The sequence below is a fragment of the Sphingomonas suaedae genome (assembly GCF_007833215.1).
Lineage (GTDB): Bacteria > Pseudomonadota > Alphaproteobacteria > Sphingomonadales > Sphingomonadaceae > Sphingomonas > Sphingomonas suaedae.
This window is the reverse complement of the sequence record NZ_CP042239.1, coordinates 2,105,157-2,126,758: the sequence shown is the minus strand read 5'-3', so window position 1 is coordinate 2,126,758 and position 21,602 is coordinate 2,105,157. Positions and strand designations below refer to the sequence as shown.

Genomic DNA, 21,602 nt, shown 5'->3' with positions numbered 1-21,602 from the left:
TTGTAAATGCGTATGCGTACCCTGATGGGGGCCACTGCGGCCGCCCTGACCCTTGTTGCCGTCCCCGCCATGGCGCAGGACGGCGAAGCCGAGTTCGATGGCGTCTATGTCGGCGGATCGGTGGGCTACACCGTCCAGAACAACGATGTCGGCGAACGGATCGATTTCGATGCGGGGCAGGATGGCAGTTTCGGAGATTCGATTACCACTTCGACCGGCGCCGATGCCTTCTCGCCGGGCTTCTGCAACGGCGCGGCGGTCGCAAACGCCAATGTCGCCTGCACCAATGACAAGGACGATATCGAATATTACGGTCGGATCGGCTTCGACAAACAGATGGGCAAATTTGTGGTCGGCGCGGTCGGCGAGTTCGGCAAGACCGAGGTCCGCGACAGTGTCACCGCATTCAGCACCACGCCCGCTTATTACACCATGACGCGCGAGATCGACTGGAACGCGGCGCTGCGCTTGCGTGCGGGCTATGTCGCGGGTGAGAAGACGCTGTTCTACGCCACCGGCGGCGGCGCCTATGCCAAGATCGACCATAGCTTCACCACCAGCAATGGCGCGAACAGCTTTGCGGTGACCGGCGACGACAAAGCCTGGGGCTGGCAGGCCGGCGGCGGTATCGAGCAAAAGCTCGGCCGCAACTTCTCGCTCGGTCTCGAATATCTCTACAGCCGCTATGACGACGATGGTTCGCGCGTTGAGGTCGGCACCGGCAGCGCGGGCGCGACCAACCCGTTCGTGCTGGCGGGCGGCGCAGACTTCCGCCGCAGCGACAGCCGGTTCGACTATCATTCGCTGCGCGCCACCGCGGCGTTCCGCTTCTGATTGAAATCCCGGCTCAACCCGGGGGTGCGGGCGGCGGAGCAATCCGTCGCCCGTTTTTATGCGGCGTCGATCCGAAGCAGGAAGCGCCGGGTCGAGTCATCCAGCGCCCGTGCGGTCTCGGTCAGCGCCCCTGCGGCGGCGGCGACGCGATCGGACAATTGCTCGGTCTCTCCGGCCATCGTCGCGACACCGCGCACCCGTTCCGCCATGAAGGCGGCGCCGGTTGCCGCATCGCGTGCGGATCGGTCGATCGCTCCGACGGTTTCGCGCTGCGCATCGACCGATGCTCGGATCGCTTCGGCGGCGGTGGCTAGATCGGCGACCATCGCCGTGATTTCGGTCAGCGCGTCCTGCGCCACTTCCGCGCCGCCATGCATCGAATCGGCGAGCAGGCGGATTTCGCCGGTCGCGCGCGCGGCCTCTCCTGCCAGTTGCTTCACCTCGTTCGCCACCACTGCAAAGCCGCGACCGGCATCGCCGGCACGCGAGGCTTCGATGGTCGCGTTGAGCGCGAGAAGATTGGTGCGGGTCGCGATCTCGTGGATCGAATCGGCAAAGCCGGTGATCGTGTCCGACCGTTCGGTGAGTGCCGCCACCGCGCCGCGCCCGCCATCGGAGATGCCGCTGGCATCGTCACTGCGGCGCGCCTGCTGATCGGCGCTGGCCGCGATCGCGGTGATCGAGGTGGACAGCTCGCGCAGCCTGGCGGCAAGCGTCTCGGCCGCGGTCGACGTCTGCACCGCGCTCGACGCGGTCTCCGCCGATTCGTGGCTTGCGCGCCGGGCGACGCCGTTGAGCGACGCGGAAAGCTGTTCAAGTTCCGTCGCGGCGGTCCCGACCGAGGCGATGATGCCTGCCATCGATTCCTGGAACGCTTCAGCCAGCTGGCGGTGGTCCTCCCGGCGCTCCTCCTCGGCGTTGCGGCGCTGGGCTTCCGCCTCGCGCGCCAATGCCTCGCGCGCTGCACGCGCTTCGGCCTCGCGGCGGGCGGCGGCGGCGCTCTCGGCCATTGCGGTTTCGGCCTGAAGCCGACGCTCTTCCGCGATCTCCGCTGCACGGTCGCTCGCATCGAGCGCATCGGCCTGGCGTTGAAGCAGGGCGCGCAGGGTCACGGTAAGATAGATCAGAACCGATGCCTGCATCACGACCGCCACGGCGTGGAACAGCACACGGCCCAGATCGCCCGCACCTGAAAACACCCAGGCGGGGGCGGCATATTGCAGGATCACATGATGCAGCGCGATCAGCGCGGAGGCGAGGACGATCGGCCGCCAGTCGCACAGGATCGTCAGCGCGGCGAGCGCGACGAAGAAATACATATGCCCGTCCATCTGCCAGCCATGACCGCTCAGCGCATAGACGATCAGTGCAGGCTGAACTGCGGCGAGCGTGCCCAGTATCAGTCGGGCGGAAAGGTCGATTCGGCCCTGCCGGACCATCAGCGTCGGCAGGATCATCGCGCCGACACCCAGCACCGCCAGCGGCAGCGTCTTGTCGCTCCCTGCCGCCCAGGTGAGCAGAATCAGGCCGAGCGTGTTGAGCCAATTGACTGCAACCAGAAGTGCGGCGCCGCGCAGCCGCATTGCGGTGAGGTCGCGTGGGGTCATCACCGCCGCGCTTCTGCGCCGCACCAGAGGGCGGGTGCGGCGAGAACCAGCACACCGCCTGGGACGAGACGGGCGAGCCGATGGCGCTCGCCACGCACGATCAGCATATTTGCAAGCGGGCCGCGCCCGGTGATCTGCACCCCCGCATCGATTGCGGGCTGAACCAGTCGACCTGCATCGCGCCCGTCGAGCGCAACAAGCACCAGAGCGCCTTCGCGCGGCGGATAGAGCGCGAGAATGCCCGCTCCGGCCAGGACAAGCAGCGCCTGGGCAATAACCGGACCGAACCGGAGCAGGGAAGCGGGCAGGGGCACCCGGCCGTCCTATCGGCGACAGGGTTAAGAGAGCGTTGACCTTACCACGCGGGATTTCCGTAGCGGCTGCGCCTATCGCACCCGCGGGCCGCCATAGGGCAGCGGCGGCGGCGGGCGCCGGTCGCGGCGCGGCAGCTGTGCCTGATAGGCATGGCCGCAATGTTCGACGCAATAGGGGAAACCGGGGTTCACCTTGTCGCCGCAGAAATGGAAATCGGGTTCGCCCGGGTGACCCAGCGGCCATTTGCAGATGCGATCGTTAAGGTCGAGCAGCGTCGTCTTGCCCTCGATCTCCTTGCTTGGCTTGGCCGGCACCAGGCGGCGCGGCGGGGCCGGGGCGATCGGCGGAGCCTGTTCGCCCGGGTTCTGGCGGATGAAGCCGCCGGGTCCGACCGAACGCAGCACCGGGCCGTCCGGGCGCGGGGCAGGCGGCGTATCGTCCGCGTCCGATGCCTCGGCGGGCGGGGCGGCTGGGGCGGCCGGTGCTGCGGCGCGCGGGGCGGGCGCCGCGGGTCGGGGCGCAGGTGCCGGTGCGCTCGCCGGTGCCGCAGCGGGAGCCGTCGGAGTCGCTTTGGCTTCAGGCGCGTTCGCCTTGACCGGCGAGGGACGCGAGGCGAGGCCGAGCCGGTGCGCCTTGCCGATCACGGCATTGCGGCTCACCCCGCCCAGTTCCTCGGCAATCTGGGTGGCGGTCAGGCCGCTGTCCCACATCTTGCGCAGCGTCTCGATCCGTTCGTCGGTCCAGCTCATTTGTCGTCCCTAAAGAATCTTCCCGTTGCCGGGCGTTGCGGCAGCGATTACCCGGCCTGATTATGGCCGACCAGTCCCCACCGCCTGAAATGATCGCCAGCCCCGGTGTTCCGGTGATCCGCAACGTCAATTGGGGCGGGCTGTGGACCCTCTATGTGAAGGAGGTACGGCGTTTCTTCAAGGTGCAGCTCCAGACGATCTGGGCGCCTGCGGTCACGACGCTGTTGTTTCTGGTCGTCTTCACGGTCGCGCTGGGCGGTGGCGGGCGGACCGTGACGCTTGACGGGCGGGCGATTCACTTCGCCGATTTCATCGCGCCGGGTCTGATCGTGATGGGGATGCTTCAGAACGCCTTCGCCAATGCCAGCTTCTCGCTGCTGGTGGGCAAGATCCAGGGGACGATCGTCGATTATCTGATGCCGCCGCTATCGACCGGCGAGTTGCTGGCGGCCTTGTGCGGCGGCGCGGTGACGCGCGCCTTTTGCGTGGGCGCGGCAGTGTGGCTGGCGATGGCGCTATGGCCGGGAGTCAGCGTAACGCCGCATCACCTCTGGGCGATCCTGTGGTTCGGGTTTCTGGGATCGCTGTTCCTTGCCCTGATGGGGGTGCTCACCTCGATCTGGGCGGAAAAGTTCGATCATGCCGCTGCAGTCACCAATTTCGTCGTAGCGCCGCTCGCGCTGCTGTCCGGCACCTTTTACTCGGTCGACCGACTCGCCCCGACCTTTCAGGCGATCAGCCACGCCAACCCCTTTTTCTACATCATCTCGGGCTTTCGCTACGGCTTCCTCGGGGTCGCCGACTCGCCGATCCTGATCGGCAGCCTGGCGATCCTCGCGATCGATATCGTCTTGGCGCTCCTCTGCTATTGGCTGCTGCGCTCGGGGTGGAAGATCAAGAGCTAGAATCGCGGCACCGGCCCGCTCTCCCACCCCGGCGATAGCATGACATGGGTGACCGGGTGGGGGAGCGGGCCCGTGCAGCAACCGGTGCAGCTTGCTGAACCAGATCCTAGAAGATCGGTCCGTCGCCCGACACATTTCCCGCCGCCGGGATGGTAAAGCTAAACACCGCGCCGCCGGTCTCGCGATCCGCCGCGGTCAGCGTTCCGCCATGCGCTTCGACGATCCGTTTGGAGATGTTGAGGCCGATACCCAGACCGGTTTCGCCCTTTGTCGAAGAGAAGCGCTGACCCAGCCGCTCGACGAACCCCTCGGGCAGGCCAGCGCCATTGTCGGCGACCGTGATCTCCACCAGATGGTCGCTCACCAGTTCTGCGGCAATATGGATATCCGGCTCGCGTTCCAGCTCTTCGCAGGCTTCGAACGCGTTGCGCAACAGGTTGACCAGCACCTGCTGAACCTGAATCCGATCGACATAGACGGGAGGCAGTTTGGGGGGGATGCGGATCGTCAGACTTCCGCTGACCCGCCGGGAGCCGATCTTGACCAGATTGATGGCGTCCTGGACCACCTCCTTGAGCGGTTCCCGGCGTAGTTCGATTTCGCGATTCGCCAGAAAGGCGCGCAACCGGCTGATAATGCCACCGGCGCGCAGCAGCTGCGCGGAGATTTGCTTCAGATAGTCCTGGGCCTTTTCCGCATCACCCTTCTGCTCCAGCGCATAGGCCGCGGCGGAGGCGTAGTTGGTGGCGGCGGTCAGCGGCTGGTTGATCTCGTGCGCGATATCGCCCGCCAGCTCGCCCATCGCATTCTGGCGGGACAGGTGCATCAGCTGGAAGCTGAGGCCATTGAGCTGATCCTCCATCGCCATTCGCTCGGAAAGGTCGCGGATGAAGGCGACGCAGACTCGTTCGCCATCCGGCTCCGCAACGCCCAGCCGCACTTCGGCGGGAAAGGTCGATCCATCGCAGCGCCGCCCGGTCATGATCGTCGCGCTACCCTGGGCGAGACCAGGGCCATTTCCGAAAATCCGGGAACTGTCGAGTATGTCGATCGGCTTCTCGAACAGCATATGGAGCGACTGGCCAGCCAGATACGCCGCATCGCATTGCCACATCTGGAGTGCCGAAGCGCTGAACGCGCGAATCTTGAGATCGTCGCCGGCGACGATCAGTGCGTCGGGCGCGGTATCCAGGATGGAATGGAGTCGGGCCTCCTCACCGGCGAGCAGGCGGTTCTGGACATTGGCGCGGTGCGTGACGAAAGCCAGCAGCGCCGACAGCAAGACAAGATTGGCCATCGCGATCAGAAAGTAGAGTTCTGCGTCCGACAACACCGACCGCTGGCGCAGCCCGATCAGGATAAGAGCCGGAACTACCGAACAGACGACAATGACCGGCTGTAGCCGCTGCAGCGTGTCCCAGGGGGTCGCGCGCTGCGCACTGGCCGGGGGGCTGGCATCAAGCGACGCCAGGATCGCAGCGCACAGCAACAGGATCGGCGCAGCCGATGTCGCGGCCACGCCGATGAACCGCACCCCGGCGCTGAACTGGGTCGCCACGGTGAAGGCAAGAAGGAGCAGTGTCGCCGCAATCGCGATCCCGGTGACCTGGCCGACCCATAGTCGCGCTGCCGGGGAGTCGGAACTGCGCAGGAACAATGCGGTCAACAGCGCGGCAAGAACCGCGACTGCGCCCATCGGGGTGATCGGTCGCTGAAGCTCGGGCGAGGACGCCATCGTCTCGGCGAACAACAGGCGCGAAATGCCGGTGTCGAACCCGGTGAGATGCTGCAGCAGGATCAGCACCAGATAGAGGGTCGGAAGAATCAGGAGAATCCGCGCTGCCCGGCGCGAGCCCAGGAACATCATGATTCCCGCCGACGCCATCAATAGGAAACAGGCCGCGGTCATCGGGTGGATCGGGCGGGAAGGGTCCCCCAACCCGCGCAGCAGCGCGCTATCGAATGCCCATCCCGCGAGGATGGCCAGGGGGAGCAGCTTCGCTCCGATCGCCAGCGCAAGCTCACCGGTGAGCTGGGGTCGCTGCATCAGATCCTGGGTGCGCGGGCGTTCATGCCCGCTCTTCCCTGGCTTGGTTCGCTGGTATCGACTGGGCGTTCATACCCCTCCATCGCGCGACTTGCGATCGGTCCCCTTGGGCGGGGTGGTCGATGCGTCGCGATTGTCAAATCTAGGGCGTTCGGTCGGCTAAGTCATTAGGGGTTCTACTAACTAGGCTGGGGCGCGCGGGCCGTTACCGCGGCAATGTTGACGCCCCCTGGCCGAAATCATAGTGTCCCGCTCCGGGCGGTTCGCGATGGGCCGCCCTTTTCTGTTTTGAAGGAGGCTGCCCGTGTCGATCACCCCGCTCATGCCCGTTTACCCGCGGTGCGATGTGCGTCCGGTGCGAGGTGAGGGCTGCTACCTGATCGGCGAGCGCGGCGAGCGCTATCTCGATTTCGCCGCCGGCATAGCCGTCAACGCGCTTGGCCATGGCCATCCGCAATTCACCAAAGCGGTGCAGGACCAGCTCGCGACGCTGACTCACGTCTCCAATCTCTACGGCTCGCCACAGGGGGAGGCGCTGGCACAGCGCATCGTCGACAACACGTTCGCCGACACCGTGTTCTTCACCAATTCGGGCGCCGAGGCGATCGAGTGCGCGATCAAGACCGCGCGCCGCTATCATTATGTCAGCGGCAATCCGAACAAGACCAAGATCATCACCTTCCACAATGCCTTTCACGGGCGGACGATGGGGGCGATCTCGGCGACCAACCAGGCCAAGATGCGCGACGGGTTCGAGCCGCTGCTGCCCGGCTTCGACTATGCCCCGTTCAACGACCTCGACGCTGCGCTCGCGCTGGTGGACGAGAATACGGCCGGGTTCATGGTCGAAACGGTGCAGGGCGAAGGCGGGATGACCGCTGGGACCCCGGAGTTCATCCAGGGGCTGCGCAAGGCGTGCGACGATCACGGGATGCTGCTGATCCTCGATGAGATCCAGTGCGGCTATGGCCGCACCGGCAAGTTCTTCGCGCACGAACATTACGGCATCACGCCCGACATCATGACCGTGGCGAAGGGGATCGGAAACGGCTTCCCGCTCGGCGCCTGCCTCGCGACCGAGGAAGCGGCGAAGGGCATGGTGTTCGGCACGCATGGCTCGACCTATGGCGGCAATCCGCTCGCCATGGCGGCGGGGATGGCGGTGCTCGACGTGATGCTCGAGCCCGGTTTCTTCGAGCATGTCGCGAAGATGGGCGATCGCCTGCGCGCCGCGTTCGAACAGATGATCCCCAATCACGACCATCTGTTCGACGAGATTCGCGGCAAGGGGCTGATGCTCGGCATCAAGCTCAAGGAACCGGCGGTCGCGCGCGACTTCGTGGCGCATCTGCGCGACCATCACGGGCTGCTGACGGTCGCGGCGGGCGAGAATGTGTTCCGCGTCCTCCCCCCGCTGGTGATCGACGAGAGCCATATCGCCGAGGCGGTCGAAAAGCTGAGCGCCGGCGCGCGCAGCTATGCGCCGCTGTCGGACGACTGAAATCCTCCCCGGGACGGGGAGGGGGACCATGCCGAAGGCATGGTGGAGGGGGCTATCCTCCAGCGAGTCCGGTGCGGAGGCCCCCCTCCACCACCGCTTCGCGGCGGTTCCCCTCCCCGTGCCGGGGAGGAATAGATGACCTATCGCAATTTCCTTTCGTTGAGTGACGCTGGCCCCGACGGCCTCGCCGCGATCCTGGCCGAAGCGATCGACCGCAAGGCCGCACGCGCAGGCTGGCCCAAAGGCCGCGTCGATGCCGATGCCCCGCTGGCGGGTCACGCGCTGGCGATGGTGTTCGAGAAGAGCTCGACCCGCACCCGCGTCAGCTTCGAAATGGCGATCCGGCAACTGGGCGGCAGCGCGGTGGTGCTCGACGCGGCGACCAGCCAGCTCGGCCGCGGCGAGACGGTCGCCGACACCGCGCGCGTCCTGTCGGGCTATTGCGACGCGATCATGGTCCGCACCGACGATCCGGCCAAGCTGCTCGAAATGGCCGAATACGCCACCGTTCCGGTCATCAACGGCCTGACCGACAACAGCCACCCGTGCCAGATCGTCGCCGATCTCCAGACCATCCTCGAAAGCGGCAAGGCGCTTCCGGGACTGAAGGTCGCCTGGCTCGGTGACGGTAACAATGTCCTCGCCTCGATCGTCGAGGCGGCGGGGCTGATGCAGTTCGACGTCGTCGCCGCCTGTCCGCAGAGCTTCTCGCTGCCCGACGACGCGATGGCGTTGGGCAAGGGCCGTGCGCGCTGTGTCAACGATCCGGTCGAAGCGGTCGCGGACGCCGATGTGATCGCCACCGACACCTGGATCTCGATGGGACAGGTCCATGCCGATGCGAAACTTGCCGCGCTGACCCCCTATCAGGTGACCGAGGCGCTGATGGCCCACGCCAGGCCCGACGCCAAGTTCCTCCACTGTCTCCCCGCGCATCGCGGCGAGGAAGTGGTGCCCGAGGTGATCGACGGCCCGCAATCGCTGATCTGGCCCGAGGCGGAGAACCGCCTGCACGGGCAAAAGGCGATCCTGCGCTGGTGCTTTGGCCAGATCGGGTGAGTTGACGGGGGAAGCGGGCGACCCCACTTAGCCGTCACCCCCGCGCAGCCGGGGCCCCATCTCCCGCGCTTTCCGCCCGCCAGACAGCGGTGTTGCTCGTGGCCCGGACCCGAGATGGGTCCCCGCGTTCGCGGGGATGACGAAGGACATGAGATGAACGCGACGCCGACCACCGACCTCGACCGCACGATCAACTTCACCATCCCCGGCCGCCATGCGCGCGGTCGGCTGGCGCGGCTTGGCCCGGTGCTGGGCGAGATTCTCGCCGCGCACGCCTATCCCCCGCCGATCGAGCGGCTGCTGGCAGAAGCGCTGACGCTGACCGCGTTGCTCGGCTCGATGCTCAAGGATGCCGGGGGGCAGCTGACGCTCCAGGCACAGGCGCAGGGCGGCATCGTCAGCCTGATGGTCTGCGATTACAAGGCGGGCGAGCTGCGCGGCTATGTCCAGTTCGACGCCGACCGGCTGGTCGAACTGGGCGCGAGCCCCTCGCTCTACGCGCTGTTCAACCAGGGCTATCTGGCGGTCACCTTCGATCAGGCGACGACGGGCGAGCGCTATCAGGGCATCGTCCCGCTCGACGGTGGATCGCTGGCGGACGCTGCCGAGGCGTATTTCGACCAGTCAGAACAGATCCCCACGCTGATCCGGCTGGGTGTCGGCCATGACGCGGCGGGCAACTGCATCGGTGGCGGCCTGTTCCTCCAGCATCTTCCCGAGGGAGAGGAGGGCGGCGAACGGCTGCACGCGCGCGAATCGCATCCCGAATGGGAACATGTCGAGGCGCTGGGCGCGACGCTGGGAGCCGATGAACTCGCCGATCCCGCCATCCCGCTCGAAACGCTCGCCTGGCGCCTGTTTCATGAGGAGGAGGTGCGCCTGCTGGGCGGCGTCGATCTGGTGCGCGGATGTCGCTGCGACCCGGACTATATCGGCTCCGTTCTGGCAAAATTCACCGCTGAGGATCGCGTCGAGATGGCGGAGGATGGGGTCATCACCGTCGATTGCGCATTTTGCGCGAAGAAATTCCCGATCGCGCTCGAAGCGCTTTCCTGACTGGTTTTGTCAGGGAAGCGACAGGCGAATCGTGCTAGGACAGCGATGAAATGAACATATTTCGCACCTTGTTCGCCTCCGGGGCGCTGATCGCCGCCATGGTCACCGGCTATGCCGCGGCCGGGCAGGGCAACGGCCTGACCGCGCTCGCCGGGATCGAGCGTGGCGAGTGGACGCTGCGCGCGCCCGATGGATCTACGCGTGCGATCTGCGTGACCGATCCCCAGATGCTGCTAACGCTTGAACATCGCGGTGCGAGTTGCACCCGTTTCGTCGTCGAAAATGGCGCAAATGGTGGCCGCATCACCTATGATTGTCCCGGAATCGGCAAGGGCGACACCCGCATCACGGTCGAAACGCCGCGCCTGATCCGGCTGGAGACGCAGGGGATCAGCCGGGGCCTGCCCTTCACCTATGAATATGAAGGGCGCCGGACGGGCAGCTGCACCCGCTGACCTTTCTTGCCGCATTGCGGCAAAAGGGCTAGCGATCGCGCGATGACCGATCGTTCCAGCCATGCCGTCTGCCTGATTTCGGGCGGGCTCGACTCCTTCGTTTCCGCAGCCTGTGCGCGTGCGGACGGTCATCGCATCCTGGCCCTGTCGATCGATTATAATCAGCGCCACCAGGTCGAACTGGCGGCCGCGCGCCGGATCGCGACCGTGCTGGGCGCCGAGCGGCATGTCGTGCTCCCGCTCGATCTGTCGTTGTTCGGGGGGTCGGCGCTGACCGCCGACATCGCGGTGCCCAAGGATGGCGTCGGCGAGGATATTCCGGTCACCTATGTGCCCGCGCGCAACACCATCTTCCTCAGTCTCGCGCTCGGCTGGGCCGAGGCGATGGGCGCGCGTGACCTCTATATCGGCGTCAACGCGCTCGATTATTCAGGCTATCCCGATTGCCGCCCCGAATTCATCGCTGGGTTCGAGAAGCTGGCCGAACTCGCGACCAAGGCCGGGGTCGAGGGCGAGCCGTTCCGTATTCGGGCGCCGCTGCTGACGATGAGCAAGGCCGATATCGTCCGCAAGGGGACCGAACTGGGCCTCGATCTGGGGCTCAGCTGGTCCTGCTATGATCCCGCGCCGGGCGGGGTGCATTGCGGGCTGTGCGACAGCTGCCGCCTGCGTGCCAAGGGGTTCGAGGAAGCCGGCATTCCCGATCCCACGCGTTATGCGGTCCCCGCCTGAGGCAGTGCCGATGAGCTATGCGGTCAAGGAGATGTTCCTGACCCTTCAGGGGGAGGGGGTGAATGCGGGCGCGCGCGCGGTGTTCGTCCGCTTCGCCGGGTGCAATCTGTGGTCGGGGCGTGAACAGGATCGCGCCACGGCGGTCTGCCAATTCTGCGACACCGAATTCGTCGGGACCGATGGCGCGGGCGGCGGCAAGTTCGCCGATGCCGACGCGCTGGCAAGCGCGGTGCTGGGCCATTGGGGCGGGGGGACGGAACGCCGTTTCGTCGTGCTGACCGGAGGCGAGCCGATGCTTCAGGTCGACGACGCGCTGGTCGATGCCCTGCACGCACGCGATTTCCGCATCGCGATCGAAAGCAACGGCACCTTGCCAGCCCATCCCGGCATCGACTGGGTCTGCGTCAGCCCAAAGGCGGGAAGCATTGTCGTTCAGCAGCGCGGCGACGAACTCAAGCTGGTCTGGCCCCAGGCCGGAACCGATATCGCCGAACTGGAGCGCTGGGACTTCGCCCATTTTCTGGTCCAGCCGATGGACGATGCGAATGCCGCCGCCAACGTCCAGGCCGCGGTCGATTTCGCCCTGTCACGCCCCCGCTGGCGCCTGACGCTCCAGGCGCACAAGACGCTGGGGCTGCGTTAGACCCTAGCGCTTCTTGGTGCAGCGCTGCGGCGAATAGACGTCCTTGCGCCAGCATTTCTCGTCCGCGAAGTTCGGATAGCTGTACGGGATGTAGAGATAATAGGTGGCGGGAAATTGCTGTTCGCCCCAGCGCGTCAGACTGTTGCGGATTTCGCCCATCCGCTCGGCGGCGAGATCGCCGAACTGCCCCCGCGGAGTGAACACCGCCTCCTGCGCGACGTCGTCTGCTGCGGCACAGAAAGTCAGCTGGGCATGGACCGCCGAAAAGCTGGAATAGACGCGCGTGCCATATTGGTCGAGCGCGGTCTGCGCCGCTTTCACCGTCTTGTGCGTCCGCGTGAAATATTTGCTCAGCACGGTATAGGAATCGGCGAGTTCGACACGGTGGTCCCGCAGGATCGTATTGTAATTGGGCAGCGTCAGAAGCGTCGGCGCGAACTGGCATTGCAGCGCCGCAACGTTCAACGCCGCACGCAGATTCCATACCATCGCTGCGCGCAGTTCGCCCGGGGTGGCGCCCGGCAGCGGCTGCGCCAGCAGCCCGGGTTCCGCCCCGGTGGCGCGTGGACCGCTGATATCTGGACCCTTGAAATAGAATTGTGCGCTTGCCGGGGCCGCCGCGAACAGCGCCGCTCCGACTGCGGCCATTGAAATCAGACGCGAAACAGGCATTCCCAACCCTCTTGAATGCAGCACCGTGGCGGTTGGGTTACGGAGTTTTGACCGCCCGCCCAAGCGCTTTTTGATGCCGTTCCGTTGCGACTGCGTAAGGGTCCGCGCCCCGCCTTGGTACAGGCACCCCGCATCGCCCGGAATCGAAAGGGCCGCCCGGTCGCCCGGACGGCCCCGATTTCGATAAATCCGCTTGCGCGAACTTACATGCCGTTGCCCATGGTGTCGTTGGCCATCATGTCGCCGGCCATGCCCATGTCGTTGCCGGTGGCGCCATCGACCATGGTCATGTTGTCGGTGGTGGTGCCGTCAAGAACCGGGTCGGTCGCGTTCACGTCCATGACCGTCGTATTGTCGGTGGTGGTCTCAGTGGTCTCGCCGCATGCCGAAACGAGCAGCGCGGCGCTGGCGATCATCGAACCGGCAACAGCCTTGGTGAGAAGTGCGCGCATAGATATAGGCTCCCTAGATGTTGGCGGGGGCAGCGGTCAGCCGCTTAATCCCCGATCCGCGATAGACATTAAACGCTTCGGGCCGTCCCCTCAAGCCCCGGCATTTGACGCCGTCGAACACGCGCCGCCCACCGACCGAAGAAAGGCCGGGAGCGCAAACGCAAGTGCGGCGTCAAAGGTTTCAGGCGAAATGGTTTTTCCGAGCGCTGCCGCGCTGGTGACGGGGAATTCTGGGAGGCCGCACGGCACGATTCCGCCGAAATCGGAGAGGTTCGGATCGAGGTTCACCGCAAAGCCGTGCATCGTCACCCATCGCCGCACGCGCACGCCGATCGCGCCGATCTTCGCCTCGCTGCCGCCGTCGCGCGTCCAGATGCCGATCCGTCCCTCGGCGCGAAAGGCGTGGATGCCGAACTGTCCCAGCGCATCGATCACCCAGCCTTCCAGAGCATGGACGTAGCAGCGCACATCCTTGTTCCGCTTCGACAGGTCCAGCATCGCATAGCCGATGCGCTGGCCCGGCCCGTGATAGGTGTAGCGTCCGCCGCGCCCAGTCGCGAAGACCGGGAAACGCGGGTCGATCAGTTCGGCCGGGTCGGCGCTGGTCCCGGCGGTATAGACCGGCGGATGTTCGAGCAGCCAGATCTGCTCGCGCGCCGTGCCCGCCTGGATCGCGGCGACGCGCGCCTCCATCTCCGCCAGCGCCTGCGGATAGGGAACGCGCCCTTCCGCCACCCGCCATTCGATGCCATCGACCAGTTTCATCGCTGCCAGATGCGATGCCCGAAGCGCGAGCGCAAGCATGTGGCGCACCGGCTCCGGATCGGCTAACCAGCGCCGCGAGAAGGGGAAGACGATCATGACGAGCATGGGCACTGTCTGGGACCGCACTGCGGAGTTTCTGAGCGACAATCTCGGCACCATCCTGCCGCTCGCCTTGCTCGCCATCTTCGTGCCCGCCACGGTCAGCGCCAATCTCAGCGAGTTGCAGCGGACCGCCGAGCCGGGCACGTCGATGCTGCTGGGTCTTGGCGTGTTCGTGCTCGCGCTCGTCACCTTCTGGGGACAGTTGGCGATCACCGCGCTGGCGATCGATCCCGCGCTTGGTCGTCAGGCGAGCGGGCTTGCGACGCGCCGCTTTCCGGCCGCGCTTCTGGTGATGATCGTCCTGATGGGGGCGACGATCGTGCTGCTGATCCCGATCGCGGTGATCCTGGCGGCAACCGGGGTCGCGCTGACCGGCATCGAATCGGGGACGATGCCGGAAATCCCGGCCACCGCCACGCTGTGGATCATCCTCTATCTGTTCCTGCTCCTGCCGGTGATCCTGTGGCTCGCGGCGCGGCTTTCGGTGATTCTGCCCGTCATCGTCGGCGACCGACTCGTTCTGCGCGCAATTGCCCGCTCCTGGGCACTCACCCGCGGCGTGGCGCTCAAGATCGTCGGTGTGATCCTGCTCTATGCGATCGTCTCGATCGTCGCGAACCTCGCCGCCACCACCGCCTTTGGCGCGGTCATGTTCCTGGTCGCCGGGCGGGGTGAGGACGGGCTGTCGCTCGCCACCGTGCTCACGACCATCGTCGGCGGCGCGGTATCGACGGGGTTCACCGTGCTCGGCGCCGCCTTTGCCGCGAAACTCTATGTCGCGCTGCTCGCCCGCAAAGAGGCGTCCGCCGCGCAATGAAATTATCGCTCGGCGGCGCGCTGGCCGACGCCGCGACCCTCTGGCGCACCGACCGCGATCTGCTGCTGCGGATCGCGGGGCTCTTTCTGTTCGTGCCGGTGCTTGGCTTCCTGTTCCTCGCGAGCGGCATTCAGCTTCCCGAGGGTGGCGATCGCGAGCAGGTTCGGGGCGCGCTCAACGGCTTTTTCGCGGCCAATCTCGCCTGGATGGCCCTCATCATCGTGCTGTCGGAATTTGGCAGCCTCGCCATCCTCAACCTCTATCTGCGACGCGGAGAGACGGTCGGAGCCCTGCTTTCGGCAACGCTTTTGCGCCTCGTTCCCTATTTCCTGATCGGCGTGATGGTGAATGCGCTCGTTCAGCTTGGCGCCTATTTTTTCGTGGTCCCGGCCATCTATGTGTTCGGCCGCACCTGCCTGATGACGATCGCCTATGCCGCCGAGCCCGAACAGGGCGCGTGGAGCGCGATCGCGCGGGGCTTCGCGTTGAGCGAGAAGAATGGCTGGAAGATCGGACTCTTCATGGCCGGGCTCATGCTGTTCATCGGTGCAGCGCTTTTGTCGATCGCGCTCGCGATCGGGCTGCTGGCGCCGATAACCGGTTCGTCGCAGCTCGCCGGAGCGCTGCTTCTTGCGCCGCTCGCTCTTGCAATCACTGCCGCCTGGGTCTTCTTCGCCCTCGTCCGCATCGCCCTCTATCGGCGGCTGGGCGGCTCGATCAACGGGATGTGAGGGGCCGCCGTGCGCGGGAGATGGCCGGTGATGCGGGGGTCGGGAAAGGTTTCGATCGCGCGGGTGTAGGGCACCAGCCCTGAGGCGCGGTAAAAGCCCAGTGCCTTGGGATGGTCGAGCGTGCAGGTGTGCACCCACACCCGGCGCACATCCTTGCGCCACGCGCGCGTCAGTGCTTGCGCCATCAGCCAGCGGCCATGACCCTGTCCGGTCAGTTCGGGGACAAGCCCGAAATAGGAAAGCGCGCATTGCCCGGCCTCGCGAAGATCGAGTTCGAGCAGCCCGACCTCGATTCCCCGCGGATCGGCGACCGCATAAATCTCCACCGCCGGGTCATGGATGATCGACACCAGCCGCGCCTCCTCCATCACCAGCCGCGAAAACCACAGCCACGGCGCGCCCACGCGCTCGAACAGCGCGCGGTACTTGGCGGGCGCCGGCGCCTCCCACCGCACCAGCCGCAGCGGCGAATCGGGCATCGGTCGCGGCTTTGGCCGCTCGCGCATCTCCAGGCTGGTAACGATCGTCGCGATCTCGCCCGGCTTTACGGGAATGAGACCCATTTCAGCTCCACGTGGCCAGCGGCGGCAGGCTCATCAGGATCGCGTCGATATTCCCGCCGGTCTTGAGGCCGAACAGCGTGCCGCGGTCATAGACGAGGTTGAACTCGGCATAGCGTCCGCGCCATTCGAGCATCTGCGCCGTGTCGGCCGCGCTGAACGGAGTCGCCATCCGCCGCCGAACGATCGTCGGGAAGATATCCAGGAACGCGCGTCCGACATCCTGGGTAAAGGCGAAGTTCGCCTCCCAATCCGCCTCGATGTCGCTGTCGAGATGATCGTAGAAAATCCCTCCGACGCCGCGATGCACCTTGCGGTGGGGGATGTAGAAATAATCGTCCGCCCATGCCTTGAAGCGCGGATAATGCTCGGGATCGTGCGCGTCGCACGCCGCCTTCAGCCGCGCATGGAAGTCCGCGCTATCCTCCGCATAGGGAATCGGCGGATTGAGATCCGCGCCGCCGCCGAACCACCGCTTCGTCGTCACCAGGAAGCGCGTATTCATATGCACCGCCGGGACATGCGGATTGGCCATGTGCGCGACCAGGCTGATGCCCGTGGCGAAGAAGCGCGGGTCCTCGCCCGCGCCATGGATGGTCTTGCCGAATTCGCCCTCGAACGTCCCCCCGACGGTGGAGACGTTGACGCCCACCTTCTCGAACACCTTCCCCTTCATGACGCCGCGCACGCCACCGCCACCCGGCGCGCCCGACGGATCGGCACGGTCCCATGGGGTATAGTCGAACGCCGCATCGGACCCCGCCTCGCGCTCGATCGCCTCGAATTCGGCGCAGATCGCGTCGCGCAGTTCCTCGAACCAGGCGCGGGCGCGCTGCTGCTGGGCATTGAGTTCGGTCATTGCGGATAGCCTTTGGTTTGCCGGAGCGCTTCGGACAGCGCGATGCCCGCCGAAACGGACAGGTTCAAGGATCGCGTGCCCGCCTTCATCGGGATTCGCAGCCGCAGGTCGGCGCGATCATGAACGTGATCGGGAACGCCCGCATCCTCCGATCCGAACAACAGGATGTCGTCGGCGCGAAATTCGGCCATGTCGAACCGTTCGGCGCCCTTGGTCGTGAACAGCACGATACGGCCGCGCGCATGGTTCAGGAACGCGTCCCAATCGGGATGCCGGGTGACCTGGACATGCGCGATATAGTCCATCCCTGCGCGGGCGACGCGCTTGTCGTCCCAGGCGAATCCCATCGGTTCGATCAGGTCCACGGGCGTGTCGAAACAGGCGCCCACGCGCAGCACGGCACCGACATTTCCGGCGATACAGGGTTCGAACAGGGCTATCCGCATGGCTGCCCCGATAGGGCAGGGGGCATGGTCGTAACAAGCGGCGTCGCCGGCCGTGTCACTGGCGGGTCAAAAAGGCGGTTGGCAAACGCGGCGTGTGGCGTCTATCAGGCCCGCCAGCCACCGGGGGCAACCGGGGGGCTCGACGTGGCGTTTGCGCGCCGCGGCGTATCCGGGACAGGGCGCGAAAAGCGCCGGATTTTGAAGTGCAAGGGCTGATGCATGGCAACGCTTGATGAAGCAGTTCCTCCGGGTGACGCGGCCGATGCGCCCGCCGATCCCCGCCGTCGCGACTATTTCGCGATCGGCGCTGTCGCGTTCGCCGGGGTTGGCGCGGGCGTTGTCGCGCTGCCGCTGATCAATCAGATGAGCCCGTCGGCCGACGTGCTGGCGCTCTCGACCACCGAACTCGATATTTCGGCGATCCAGCCCGGCCAGTCGGTCAAGGCCAGCTTCCGCAAACAGCCGCTGTTCGTGCGCAACCTGACCACCAAGGAGATCGGAGAGGCGAACGCCGTCCCGGTCAGCGAACTGCGCGATCCCCAGACGCTCGCGCAGCGGACCAAGGAGGGCAAGGAGAACTGGCTCGTCACGCTCGGCGTCTGCACCCATCTCGGCTGCGTGCCGCTGGGCGCGGGCGAGGGTGAGAATAAGGGGCCGTTCGGCGGCTATTTCTGCCCGTGCCATGGCTCGGCCTATGACACGGCCGGCCGCATCCGCACCGGCCCGGCGCCGACGAACCTCGCGGTTCCCGAATATGAATTCATTTCCGACACCGTGATTCGGGTCGGCTGAGGGGCGAACTGGCAATGAGCTTTCCCTGGGCAAAGCAGTATGAACCGAAACACCCGCTGATGAAGTGGGTGGACGACCGGCTCCCGCTTCCGCGTTTCGTCTATAACGCGGTGGGCTCGGGCTATCCGGTTCCGCGCAACCTCAACTATTTCTGGAACTTCGGCGTCCTCGCCGGCATGTTCCTGGCGATCCAGATCGTCACCGGCATCGTCCTGGCGATGCACTATGCGGCCAATGCGGGCATCGCGTTCGACAGCGTCGAGCATATCATGCGCGACGTGAATGCGGGCTGGTTCTTCCGCTACGCGCACGCCAATGGCGCGTCGTTGTTCCTGCTGGTGGTCTATGTCCATATCGCCCGCGGCCTGTGGTACGGATCGTACAAGGCGCCGCGCGAGATGGTGTGGCTGCTCGGTGTGGTCATCTTCCTGCTGATGATGGCCACCGCCTTCATGGGCTATGTCCTTCCCTGGGGTCAGATGAGCTTCTGGGGCGCGCAGGTCATCACCGGCTTCTTCTCGGCGATCCCCGTGGTGGGCGAGACGATCCGCGTCTGGCTGCTCGGCGGCTTCGCGCCGGACAATGCCGCGCTCAACCGCTTCTTCTCGCTCCACTATCTGCTGCCGTTCGTCATCGCCGGCGTGGTGATCCTCCACATCTGGGCGCTGCACATTCCGGGGTCTAACAACCCGACCGGCGTCGAGGTGAAGACCGAACAGGATACGGTGCCCTTCCACCCCTATTACACCGCCAAGGACGGTGTGGGCGTGGGCGTGGCGCTGATGGTCTATGCCGCGCTGATCTTCTACGCGCCGAACCTGCTGGGTCATCCGGACAATTATATCCCGGCCAACCCGCTCTCCACCCCGGCGCACATCGTCCCCGAATGGTATTTCCTGCCCTTCTACGCGATCCTCAAATCGTTCACGATCGACTTCCTGTTCCCGGCAAAGCTGTGGGGCGTGCTGGCGATGTTCGGCTCGATCCTGCTGCTGTTCTTCCTGCCCTGGCTCGACACGTCGCCGGTGCGGTCGGCGAACTATCGCCCGACCTATCGCTGGTTCCTGCTGATCCTGCTCGTCGACGTGCTGGTGCTCGGTTATATCGGCGGCGCCGCCCCGACCCCGGGCGTGATCCTGATCGGCCAGATCGCGACGGCCTATTATTTCCTGCATTTCCTGGTGATCCTGCCGATCGTCTCGGCGATGGAGCGTCCGCGTCCGCTGCCGAACTCGATCACCGAAGCCGTACTCGCCGGAAAGGGTGGCACCTCGCCGCTCCAGACCGCGGCTGCCGAATAAGAGGGGCTTAAGAAAATGGTTCGCATCGGCGGATTTTTGGTCGGGCTGGGCTTCGTCTTCGCCCTGTTCCTCGGGATCATCGACACGATCTCCAACGGGCTGACCACGCCCAAGACCGTGGAAGAGGAATTCCACAAGCACGCGCACGCGCCGGAAGGCGGCTTCTCGTTCGAGGGCGCGTTCGGCAAATATGACAACCGCCAGCTCCAGCGCGGGCTTCAGGTGTACAAGGAAGTCTGCGCCGCCTGCCACTCGCTGCGCCTGGTCTCGTTCCGCGACCTCGCCGCGCTCGGCTATAGCGAAGGGCAGGTCAAGACGATCGCCGCGGGCTTCCAGGTCCCGTCGATCAACCCGGAGACAGGCGAGCCTGCGACGCGCGACGGCATCCCCTCGGATCGCTTCCCCTCGCCCTATGCCAATGACGTCGCCGCGCGCGCCGCGAACAACAACGCGATCCCGCCCGATCTGTCGCTGATGGCAAAGGCGCGCGCCAACGGCTCGGCCTATATCTACTCGCTGCTGACCGGCTATCAGGACCAGCCTGCGGAGCTGCTCAAGAAGTTCCCCGAGGCGAAGACGCCGGAGGGGCTGCACTACAACCCCTATTTCCACACGCTCAACCTCGCGATGGCGCCGCCGCTGTCCGACGGTCAGGTGACCTATACCGACGGCACCGCCGCGACCAAGGCGAACTATGCGGCGGACGTCGCGGCGTTCCTGACCTGGACGGCGGAACCCAAGATGCAGGTCCGCAAGAGCTGGGGCCTGGGTACGCTGATCTTCCTGCTGATCTTCTCCTTCCTCGCCTATGGCGCGAAGAAGCAGATCTGGCGGAACGTGAAGGACTAAGGTCCGCCCGTAATGTTCTTCAGCGGCCCGGGAAGCGATTCCCGGGCCGTTTTTGTTTGGAAAGCCCCTCCCCTTCAGGGGAGGGGTTGGGGGTGGGGCGTCTCAGTCTCACCGAGCCGACGGCCAAGAGGACAGGCCCCACCCCAACCCCTCCCCTGAAGGGGAGGGGCTTGATACACCCAGCGTTCGCCACCCGGATTCGCCTCCTAAAGAAGAGTGCCGCCATGACCTCGACCAGTGACGATCTCGCCGCGCTGATCCGCACGATCCCCGACTTCCCCAAGCCGGGGATCATGTTCCGCGACATCACCACTCTGCTGCTCGACGCGTCCGGCTTCGCGCGCGCGGTCGAGCGGATCGTCGACGCCGTCGACGGCCCGGTCGATCTCGTCGCCGGGATCGAGGCGCGCGGATTCATCTTCGCCGCCCCCGTCGCGCTCGCACTCGGCGCAGGCACGTTGCTGGTGCGCAAGGACGGGAAGCTGCCCGGAGCGACCGTGGCGGAGGATTACGCGCTCGAATATGGCACCGACCGCATCGCGATCCACGCCGACGCCTTCGCGCCGGGCGCGCGCATCCTGCTGGTCGACGACCTCATCGCCACTGGCGGCACGGCGCGTGCCGCCGCGCGGCTGTTGCGCAAGGTGGGTGCGGTAGTCACCCAGGCTGCATTCGTCATCGATCTGCCGGAACTCGGCGGCGCCGATGCGTTGCGCGCCGAGGGGATCGACGTCACCGCGCTGGTCGCCTTCGCCGGACACTGACGGAACCCGACCCCTCTCTCTCCCGTTCTCAAGGGGATAGGACGCCCGGACGGCGTCCGGGAGAGGTAAAATGTTCGGTTCGACAATCCTGAAACTCGGTCTGGCGGGCGCCGCGGCGCTCGGCGTGGCCGCCTGCACCGACGGCTATGGCTATTCCGGCGCTTCGGTGGGCTATGGCACGGGCTATTATGGCGGAAGCTATGGCGATCCCTATTGGGGGTGGAGCGGCGACTATTATTATCCGGGCACCGGCTATTATGTGTACACGCGCGATCGCCGCCCGGTTCGCTGGAGCGCCAGCCAGCGTCGCTATTGGGAACAGCGCCGCCAGAACTGGCGCGGCGATCGCCGCGAAGTGCGGGCCAACTGGCGCGATTTCACGCGCGATCGGCGCCAGGACAGCCGGGCCTATCGCCAGGACCGGAGACAGGATCGTCGCGCATTCCGGCGCGGTGAGGTCACGCGTCCGGAAGCCCGGGCCGAACGCCGCGAGGATCGTCGCGATTATCGCCGCGAATATCGTCAGGACCGCCGGGAGCTTCGCCGCGAGAACCGCAGGGATCGCCGCGACCGGCGCCCGCGCTGATCG

Annotated in this window: 25 protein-coding genes; 15 read left to right on the top strand and 10 right to left on the bottom strand. The window is 65.9% G+C overall.

Annotated features, from left to right (window positions below; all coding sequences use genetic code 11):
* Positions 1–6: 6 nt before the first annotated feature.
* Positions 7–834, top strand: a complete 828-nt coding sequence (locus FPZ54_RS10150) for an outer membrane protein (protein WP_145846906.1) — start codon at positions 7–9, stop codon at positions 832–834.
* Positions 835–890: 56 nt separating this feature from the next.
* Here FPZ54_RS10150 and FPZ54_RS10145 read toward each other — a convergent pair whose 3' ends face one another.
* The 3 genes from FPZ54_RS10145 to FPZ54_RS10135 form a co-directional block, all read right to left on the bottom strand.
* Positions 891–2,441, bottom strand: coding sequence for a methyl-accepting chemotaxis protein (locus FPZ54_RS10145; RefSeq protein WP_145846904.1), 1,551 nt, complete (start codon positions 2,439–2,441; stop codon positions 891–893).
* Positions 2,441–2,755, bottom strand: coding sequence for a hypothetical protein (locus tag FPZ54_RS10140; protein ID WP_145846903.1), 315 nt, complete (start codon positions 2,753–2,755; stop codon positions 2,441–2,443). The genes FPZ54_RS10145 and FPZ54_RS10140 overlap by 1 nt, the downstream gene beginning before the upstream one ends.
* Before the next feature lie 72 nt (positions 2,756–2,827).
* Entirely contained in the window at positions 2,828–3,505 is a 678-nt protein-coding gene (locus tag FPZ54_RS10135) for a GcrA family cell cycle regulator (protein WP_145846901.1), read from the bottom strand.
* A 62-nt stretch (positions 3,506–3,567) separates the two neighbouring features.
* Here FPZ54_RS10135 and FPZ54_RS10130 point away from each other — a divergent pair, with 62 nt between their 5' ends.
* Entirely contained in the window at positions 3,568–4,410 is an 843-nt protein-coding gene (locus FPZ54_RS10130; RefSeq protein WP_145846900.1) for an ABC transporter permease, read from the top strand.
* A 106-nt stretch (positions 4,411–4,516) separates the two neighbouring features.
* Here FPZ54_RS10130 and FPZ54_RS10125 read toward each other — a convergent pair whose 3' ends face one another.
* Positions 4,517–6,457, bottom strand: a complete 1,941-nt coding sequence (locus FPZ54_RS10125; RefSeq protein ID WP_145846898.1) for a sensor histidine kinase — start codon at positions 6,455–6,457, stop codon at positions 4,517–4,519.
* A 304-nt stretch (positions 6,458–6,761) separates the two neighbouring features.
* On the opposite strand from FPZ54_RS10125, the gene FPZ54_RS10120 reads away from it, so the two are divergent.
* The 6 genes from FPZ54_RS10120 (at position 6,762) to queE (ending at position 11,903) form a co-directional block, all read left to right on the top strand.
* Positions 6,762–7,958 carry an aspartate aminotransferase family protein gene (locus FPZ54_RS10120; protein ID WP_145846897.1) on the top strand — a complete coding sequence of 399 codons (1,197 nt, stop codon included), beginning with the start codon at positions 6,762–6,764 and terminating at the stop codon, positions 7,956–7,958.
* 135 nt (positions 7,959–8,093) lie between these two features.
* Positions 8,094–9,017: an ornithine carbamoyltransferase gene (argF, locus tag FPZ54_RS10115; RefSeq protein WP_145846895.1), complete on the top strand. Its 924-nt coding sequence runs from the start codon at positions 8,094–8,096 to the stop codon at positions 9,015–9,017.
* A 153-nt stretch (positions 9,018–9,170) separates the two neighbouring features.
* The gene (locus tag FPZ54_RS10110; RefSeq protein WP_145846893.1) at positions 9,171–10,073 is read left to right on the top strand and encodes an Hsp33 family molecular chaperone HslO; all 903 of its coding nucleotides are present in this window, start codon (positions 9,171–9,173) and stop codon (positions 10,071–10,073) included.
* Positions 10,074–10,123: 50 nt separating this feature from the next.
* A complete protein-coding gene (locus tag FPZ54_RS10105; protein WP_145846891.1) occupies positions 10,124–10,528 on the top strand; it encodes a DUF3617 domain-containing protein in 405 nt (134 codons plus the stop codon).
* A 42-nt stretch (positions 10,529–10,570) separates the two neighbouring features.
* Positions 10,571–11,260: a 7-cyano-7-deazaguanine synthase QueC gene (gene queC / locus FPZ54_RS10100; protein WP_145846888.1), complete on the top strand. Its 690-nt coding sequence runs from the start codon at positions 10,571–10,573 to the stop codon at positions 11,258–11,260.
* A 10-nt stretch (positions 11,261–11,270) separates the two neighbouring features.
* Positions 11,271–11,903, top strand: a complete 633-nt coding sequence (gene queE, locus FPZ54_RS10095; protein ID WP_145846886.1) for a 7-carboxy-7-deazaguanine synthase — start codon at positions 11,271–11,273, stop codon at positions 11,901–11,903.
* 3 nt (positions 11,904–11,906) lie between these two features.
* Here the strand turns inward: queE and FPZ54_RS10090 are convergent, their stop codons facing one another.
* From FPZ54_RS10090 to lipB, 3 genes are all read right to left on the bottom strand, one after another.
* Positions 11,907–12,575, bottom strand: coding sequence for a hypothetical protein (locus tag FPZ54_RS10090; protein WP_239019526.1), 669 nt, complete (start codon positions 12,573–12,575; stop codon positions 11,907–11,909).
* A 203-nt stretch (positions 12,576–12,778) separates the two neighbouring features.
* Positions 12,779–13,027 (bottom strand): hypothetical protein, encoded by a 249-nt coding sequence (locus tag FPZ54_RS10085; RefSeq protein WP_145846884.1) that lies wholly within the window; start codon positions 13,025–13,027, stop codon positions 12,779–12,781.
* Between the two features lie 90 nt (positions 13,028–13,117).
* Complete coding sequence (lipB, locus tag FPZ54_RS10080) at positions 13,118–13,792, bottom strand: lipoyl(octanoyl) transferase LipB (protein WP_145849701.1); 675 nt, start codon at positions 13,790–13,792, stop codon at positions 13,118–13,120.
* Between the two features lie 94 nt (positions 13,793–13,886).
* Here lipB and FPZ54_RS10075 point away from each other — a divergent pair, with 94 nt between their 5' ends.
* A complete protein-coding gene (locus FPZ54_RS10075; RefSeq protein ID WP_145846882.1) occupies positions 13,887–14,711 on the top strand; it encodes a hypothetical protein in 825 nt (274 codons plus the stop codon).
* Positions 14,708–15,442 (top strand): hypothetical protein, encoded by a 735-nt coding sequence (locus FPZ54_RS10070; RefSeq protein ID WP_145846880.1) that lies wholly within the window; start codon positions 14,708–14,710, stop codon positions 15,440–15,442. Before FPZ54_RS10075 ends, FPZ54_RS10070 begins: the two co-directional genes overlap by 4 nt.
* On the opposite strand, the gene FPZ54_RS10065 is transcribed toward FPZ54_RS10070, so the two are convergent.
* From FPZ54_RS10065 to FPZ54_RS10055, 3 genes are read right to left on the bottom strand one after another with little or no spacing between them, the layout of a single operon-like run.
* A complete protein-coding gene (locus FPZ54_RS10065) occupies positions 15,406–16,005 on the bottom strand; it encodes a GNAT family N-acetyltransferase (RefSeq protein ID WP_145846878.1) in 600 nt (199 codons plus the stop codon). The two genes, FPZ54_RS10070 and FPZ54_RS10065, sit on opposite strands and share 37 nt — an antisense overlap.
* A gap of 1 nt (position 16,006) precedes the next feature.
* Positions 16,007–16,861, bottom strand: a complete 855-nt coding sequence (gene hemF / locus FPZ54_RS10060; protein ID WP_145846875.1) for an oxygen-dependent coproporphyrinogen oxidase — start codon at positions 16,859–16,861, stop codon at positions 16,007–16,009.
* A complete protein-coding gene (locus tag FPZ54_RS10055) occupies positions 16,858–17,307 on the bottom strand; it encodes a tRNA (cytidine(34)-2'-O)-methyltransferase (protein WP_145846872.1) in 450 nt (149 codons plus the stop codon). Before FPZ54_RS10055 ends, hemF begins: the two co-directional genes overlap by 4 nt.
* A gap of 219 nt (positions 17,308–17,526) precedes the next feature.
* Here FPZ54_RS10055 and petA point away from each other — a divergent pair, with 219 nt between their 5' ends.
* The 5 genes from petA to FPZ54_RS19840 all read left to right on the top strand — a co-directional run bounded on the left by petA (position 17,527) and on the right by FPZ54_RS19840 (position 21,599).
* Complete coding sequence (petA, locus tag FPZ54_RS10050) at positions 17,527–18,099, top strand: ubiquinol-cytochrome c reductase iron-sulfur subunit (protein WP_145846871.1); 573 nt, start codon at positions 17,527–17,529, stop codon at positions 18,097–18,099.
* Between the two features lie 14 nt (positions 18,100–18,113).
* Entirely contained in the window at positions 18,114–19,400 is a 1,287-nt protein-coding gene (locus FPZ54_RS10045) for a cytochrome b (RefSeq protein ID WP_145846869.1), read from the top strand.
* Positions 19,401–19,415: 15 nt separating this feature from the next.
* Positions 19,416–20,249: a cytochrome c1 gene (locus tag FPZ54_RS10040; protein WP_145846867.1), complete on the top strand. Its 834-nt coding sequence runs from the start codon at positions 19,416–19,418 to the stop codon at positions 20,247–20,249.
* A gap of 224 nt (positions 20,250–20,473) precedes the next feature.
* Positions 20,474–21,013: an adenine phosphoribosyltransferase gene (locus FPZ54_RS10035; protein ID WP_145846865.1), complete on the top strand. Its 540-nt coding sequence runs from the start codon at positions 20,474–20,476 to the stop codon at positions 21,011–21,013.
* A gap of 70 nt (positions 21,014–21,083) precedes the next feature.
* Complete coding sequence (locus FPZ54_RS19840; protein ID WP_186456723.1) at positions 21,084–21,599, top strand: hypothetical protein; 516 nt, start codon at positions 21,084–21,086, stop codon at positions 21,597–21,599.
* Positions 21,600–21,602 lie beyond the last annotated feature (3 nt).

Coding starts and splice junctions, on each gene's coding strand:
- FPZ54_RS10150 (WP_145846906.1), top strand. CDS start 7: ATGCGTATGCGTACCCTGATGGGGGCCACTGCGGCCGCCCTGACCCTT.
- FPZ54_RS10145 (WP_145846904.1), bottom strand. CDS start 2,441: ATGACCCCACGCGACCTCACCGCAATGCGGCTGCGCGGCGCCGCACTT.
- FPZ54_RS10135 (WP_145846901.1), bottom strand. CDS start 3,505: ATGAGCTGGACCGACGAACGGATCGAGACGCTGCGCAAGATGTGGGAC.
- FPZ54_RS10130 (WP_145846900.1), top strand. CDS start 3,568: ATGGCCGACCAGTCCCCACCGCCTGAAATGATCGCCAGCCCCGGTGTT.
- FPZ54_RS10125 (WP_145846898.1), bottom strand. CDS start 6,457: ATGCAGCGACCCCAGCTCACCGGTGAGCTTGCGCTGGCGATCGGAGCG.
- argF (WP_145846895.1), top strand. CDS start 8,094: ATGACCTATCGCAATTTCCTTTCGTTGAGTGACGCTGGCCCCGACGGC.
- FPZ54_RS10110 (WP_145846893.1), top strand. CDS start 9,171: ATGAACGCGACGCCGACCACCGACCTCGACCGCACGATCAACTTCACC.
- FPZ54_RS10105 (WP_145846891.1), top strand. CDS start 10,124: ATGAACATATTTCGCACCTTGTTCGCCTCCGGGGCGCTGATCGCCGCC.
- queC (WP_145846888.1), top strand. CDS start 10,571: ATGACCGATCGTTCCAGCCATGCCGTCTGCCTGATTTCGGGCGGGCTC.
- queE (WP_145846886.1), top strand. CDS start 11,271: ATGAGCTATGCGGTCAAGGAGATGTTCCTGACCCTTCAGGGGGAGGGG.
- FPZ54_RS10090 (WP_239019526.1), bottom strand. CDS start 12,575: ATGCCTGTTTCGCGTCTGATTTCAATGGCCGCAGTCGGAGCGGCGCTG.
- FPZ54_RS10085 (WP_145846884.1), bottom strand. CDS start 13,027: ATGCGCGCACTTCTCACCAAGGCTGTTGCCGGTTCGATGATCGCCAGC.
- lipB (WP_145849701.1), bottom strand. CDS start 13,792: ATGAAACTGGTCGATGGCATCGAATGGCGGGTGGCGGAAGGGCGCGTT.
- FPZ54_RS10075 (WP_145846882.1), top strand. CDS start 13,887: ATGACGAGCATGGGCACTGTCTGGGACCGCACTGCGGAGTTTCTGAGC.
- FPZ54_RS10070 (WP_145846880.1), top strand. CDS start 14,708: ATGAAATTATCGCTCGGCGGCGCGCTGGCCGACGCCGCGACCCTCTGG.
- FPZ54_RS10065 (WP_145846878.1), bottom strand. CDS start 16,005: ATGGGTCTCATTCCCGTAAAGCCGGGCGAGATCGCGACGATCGTTACC.
- hemF (WP_145846875.1), bottom strand. CDS start 16,861: ATGACCGAACTCAATGCCCAGCAGCAGCGCGCCCGCGCCTGGTTCGAG.
- FPZ54_RS10055 (WP_145846872.1), bottom strand. CDS start 17,307: ATGCGGATAGCCCTGTTCGAACCCTGTATCGCCGGAAATGTCGGTGCC.
- petA (WP_145846871.1), top strand. CDS start 17,527: ATGGCAACGCTTGATGAAGCAGTTCCTCCGGGTGACGCGGCCGATGCG.
- FPZ54_RS10045 (WP_145846869.1), top strand. CDS start 18,114: ATGAGCTTTCCCTGGGCAAAGCAGTATGAACCGAAACACCCGCTGATG.
- FPZ54_RS10040 (WP_145846867.1), top strand. CDS start 19,416: ATGGTTCGCATCGGCGGATTTTTGGTCGGGCTGGGCTTCGTCTTCGCC.
- FPZ54_RS10035 (WP_145846865.1), top strand. CDS start 20,474: ATGACCTCGACCAGTGACGATCTCGCCGCGCTGATCCGCACGATCCCC.
- FPZ54_RS19840 (WP_186456723.1), top strand. CDS start 21,084: ATGTTCGGTTCGACAATCCTGAAACTCGGTCTGGCGGGCGCCGCGGCG.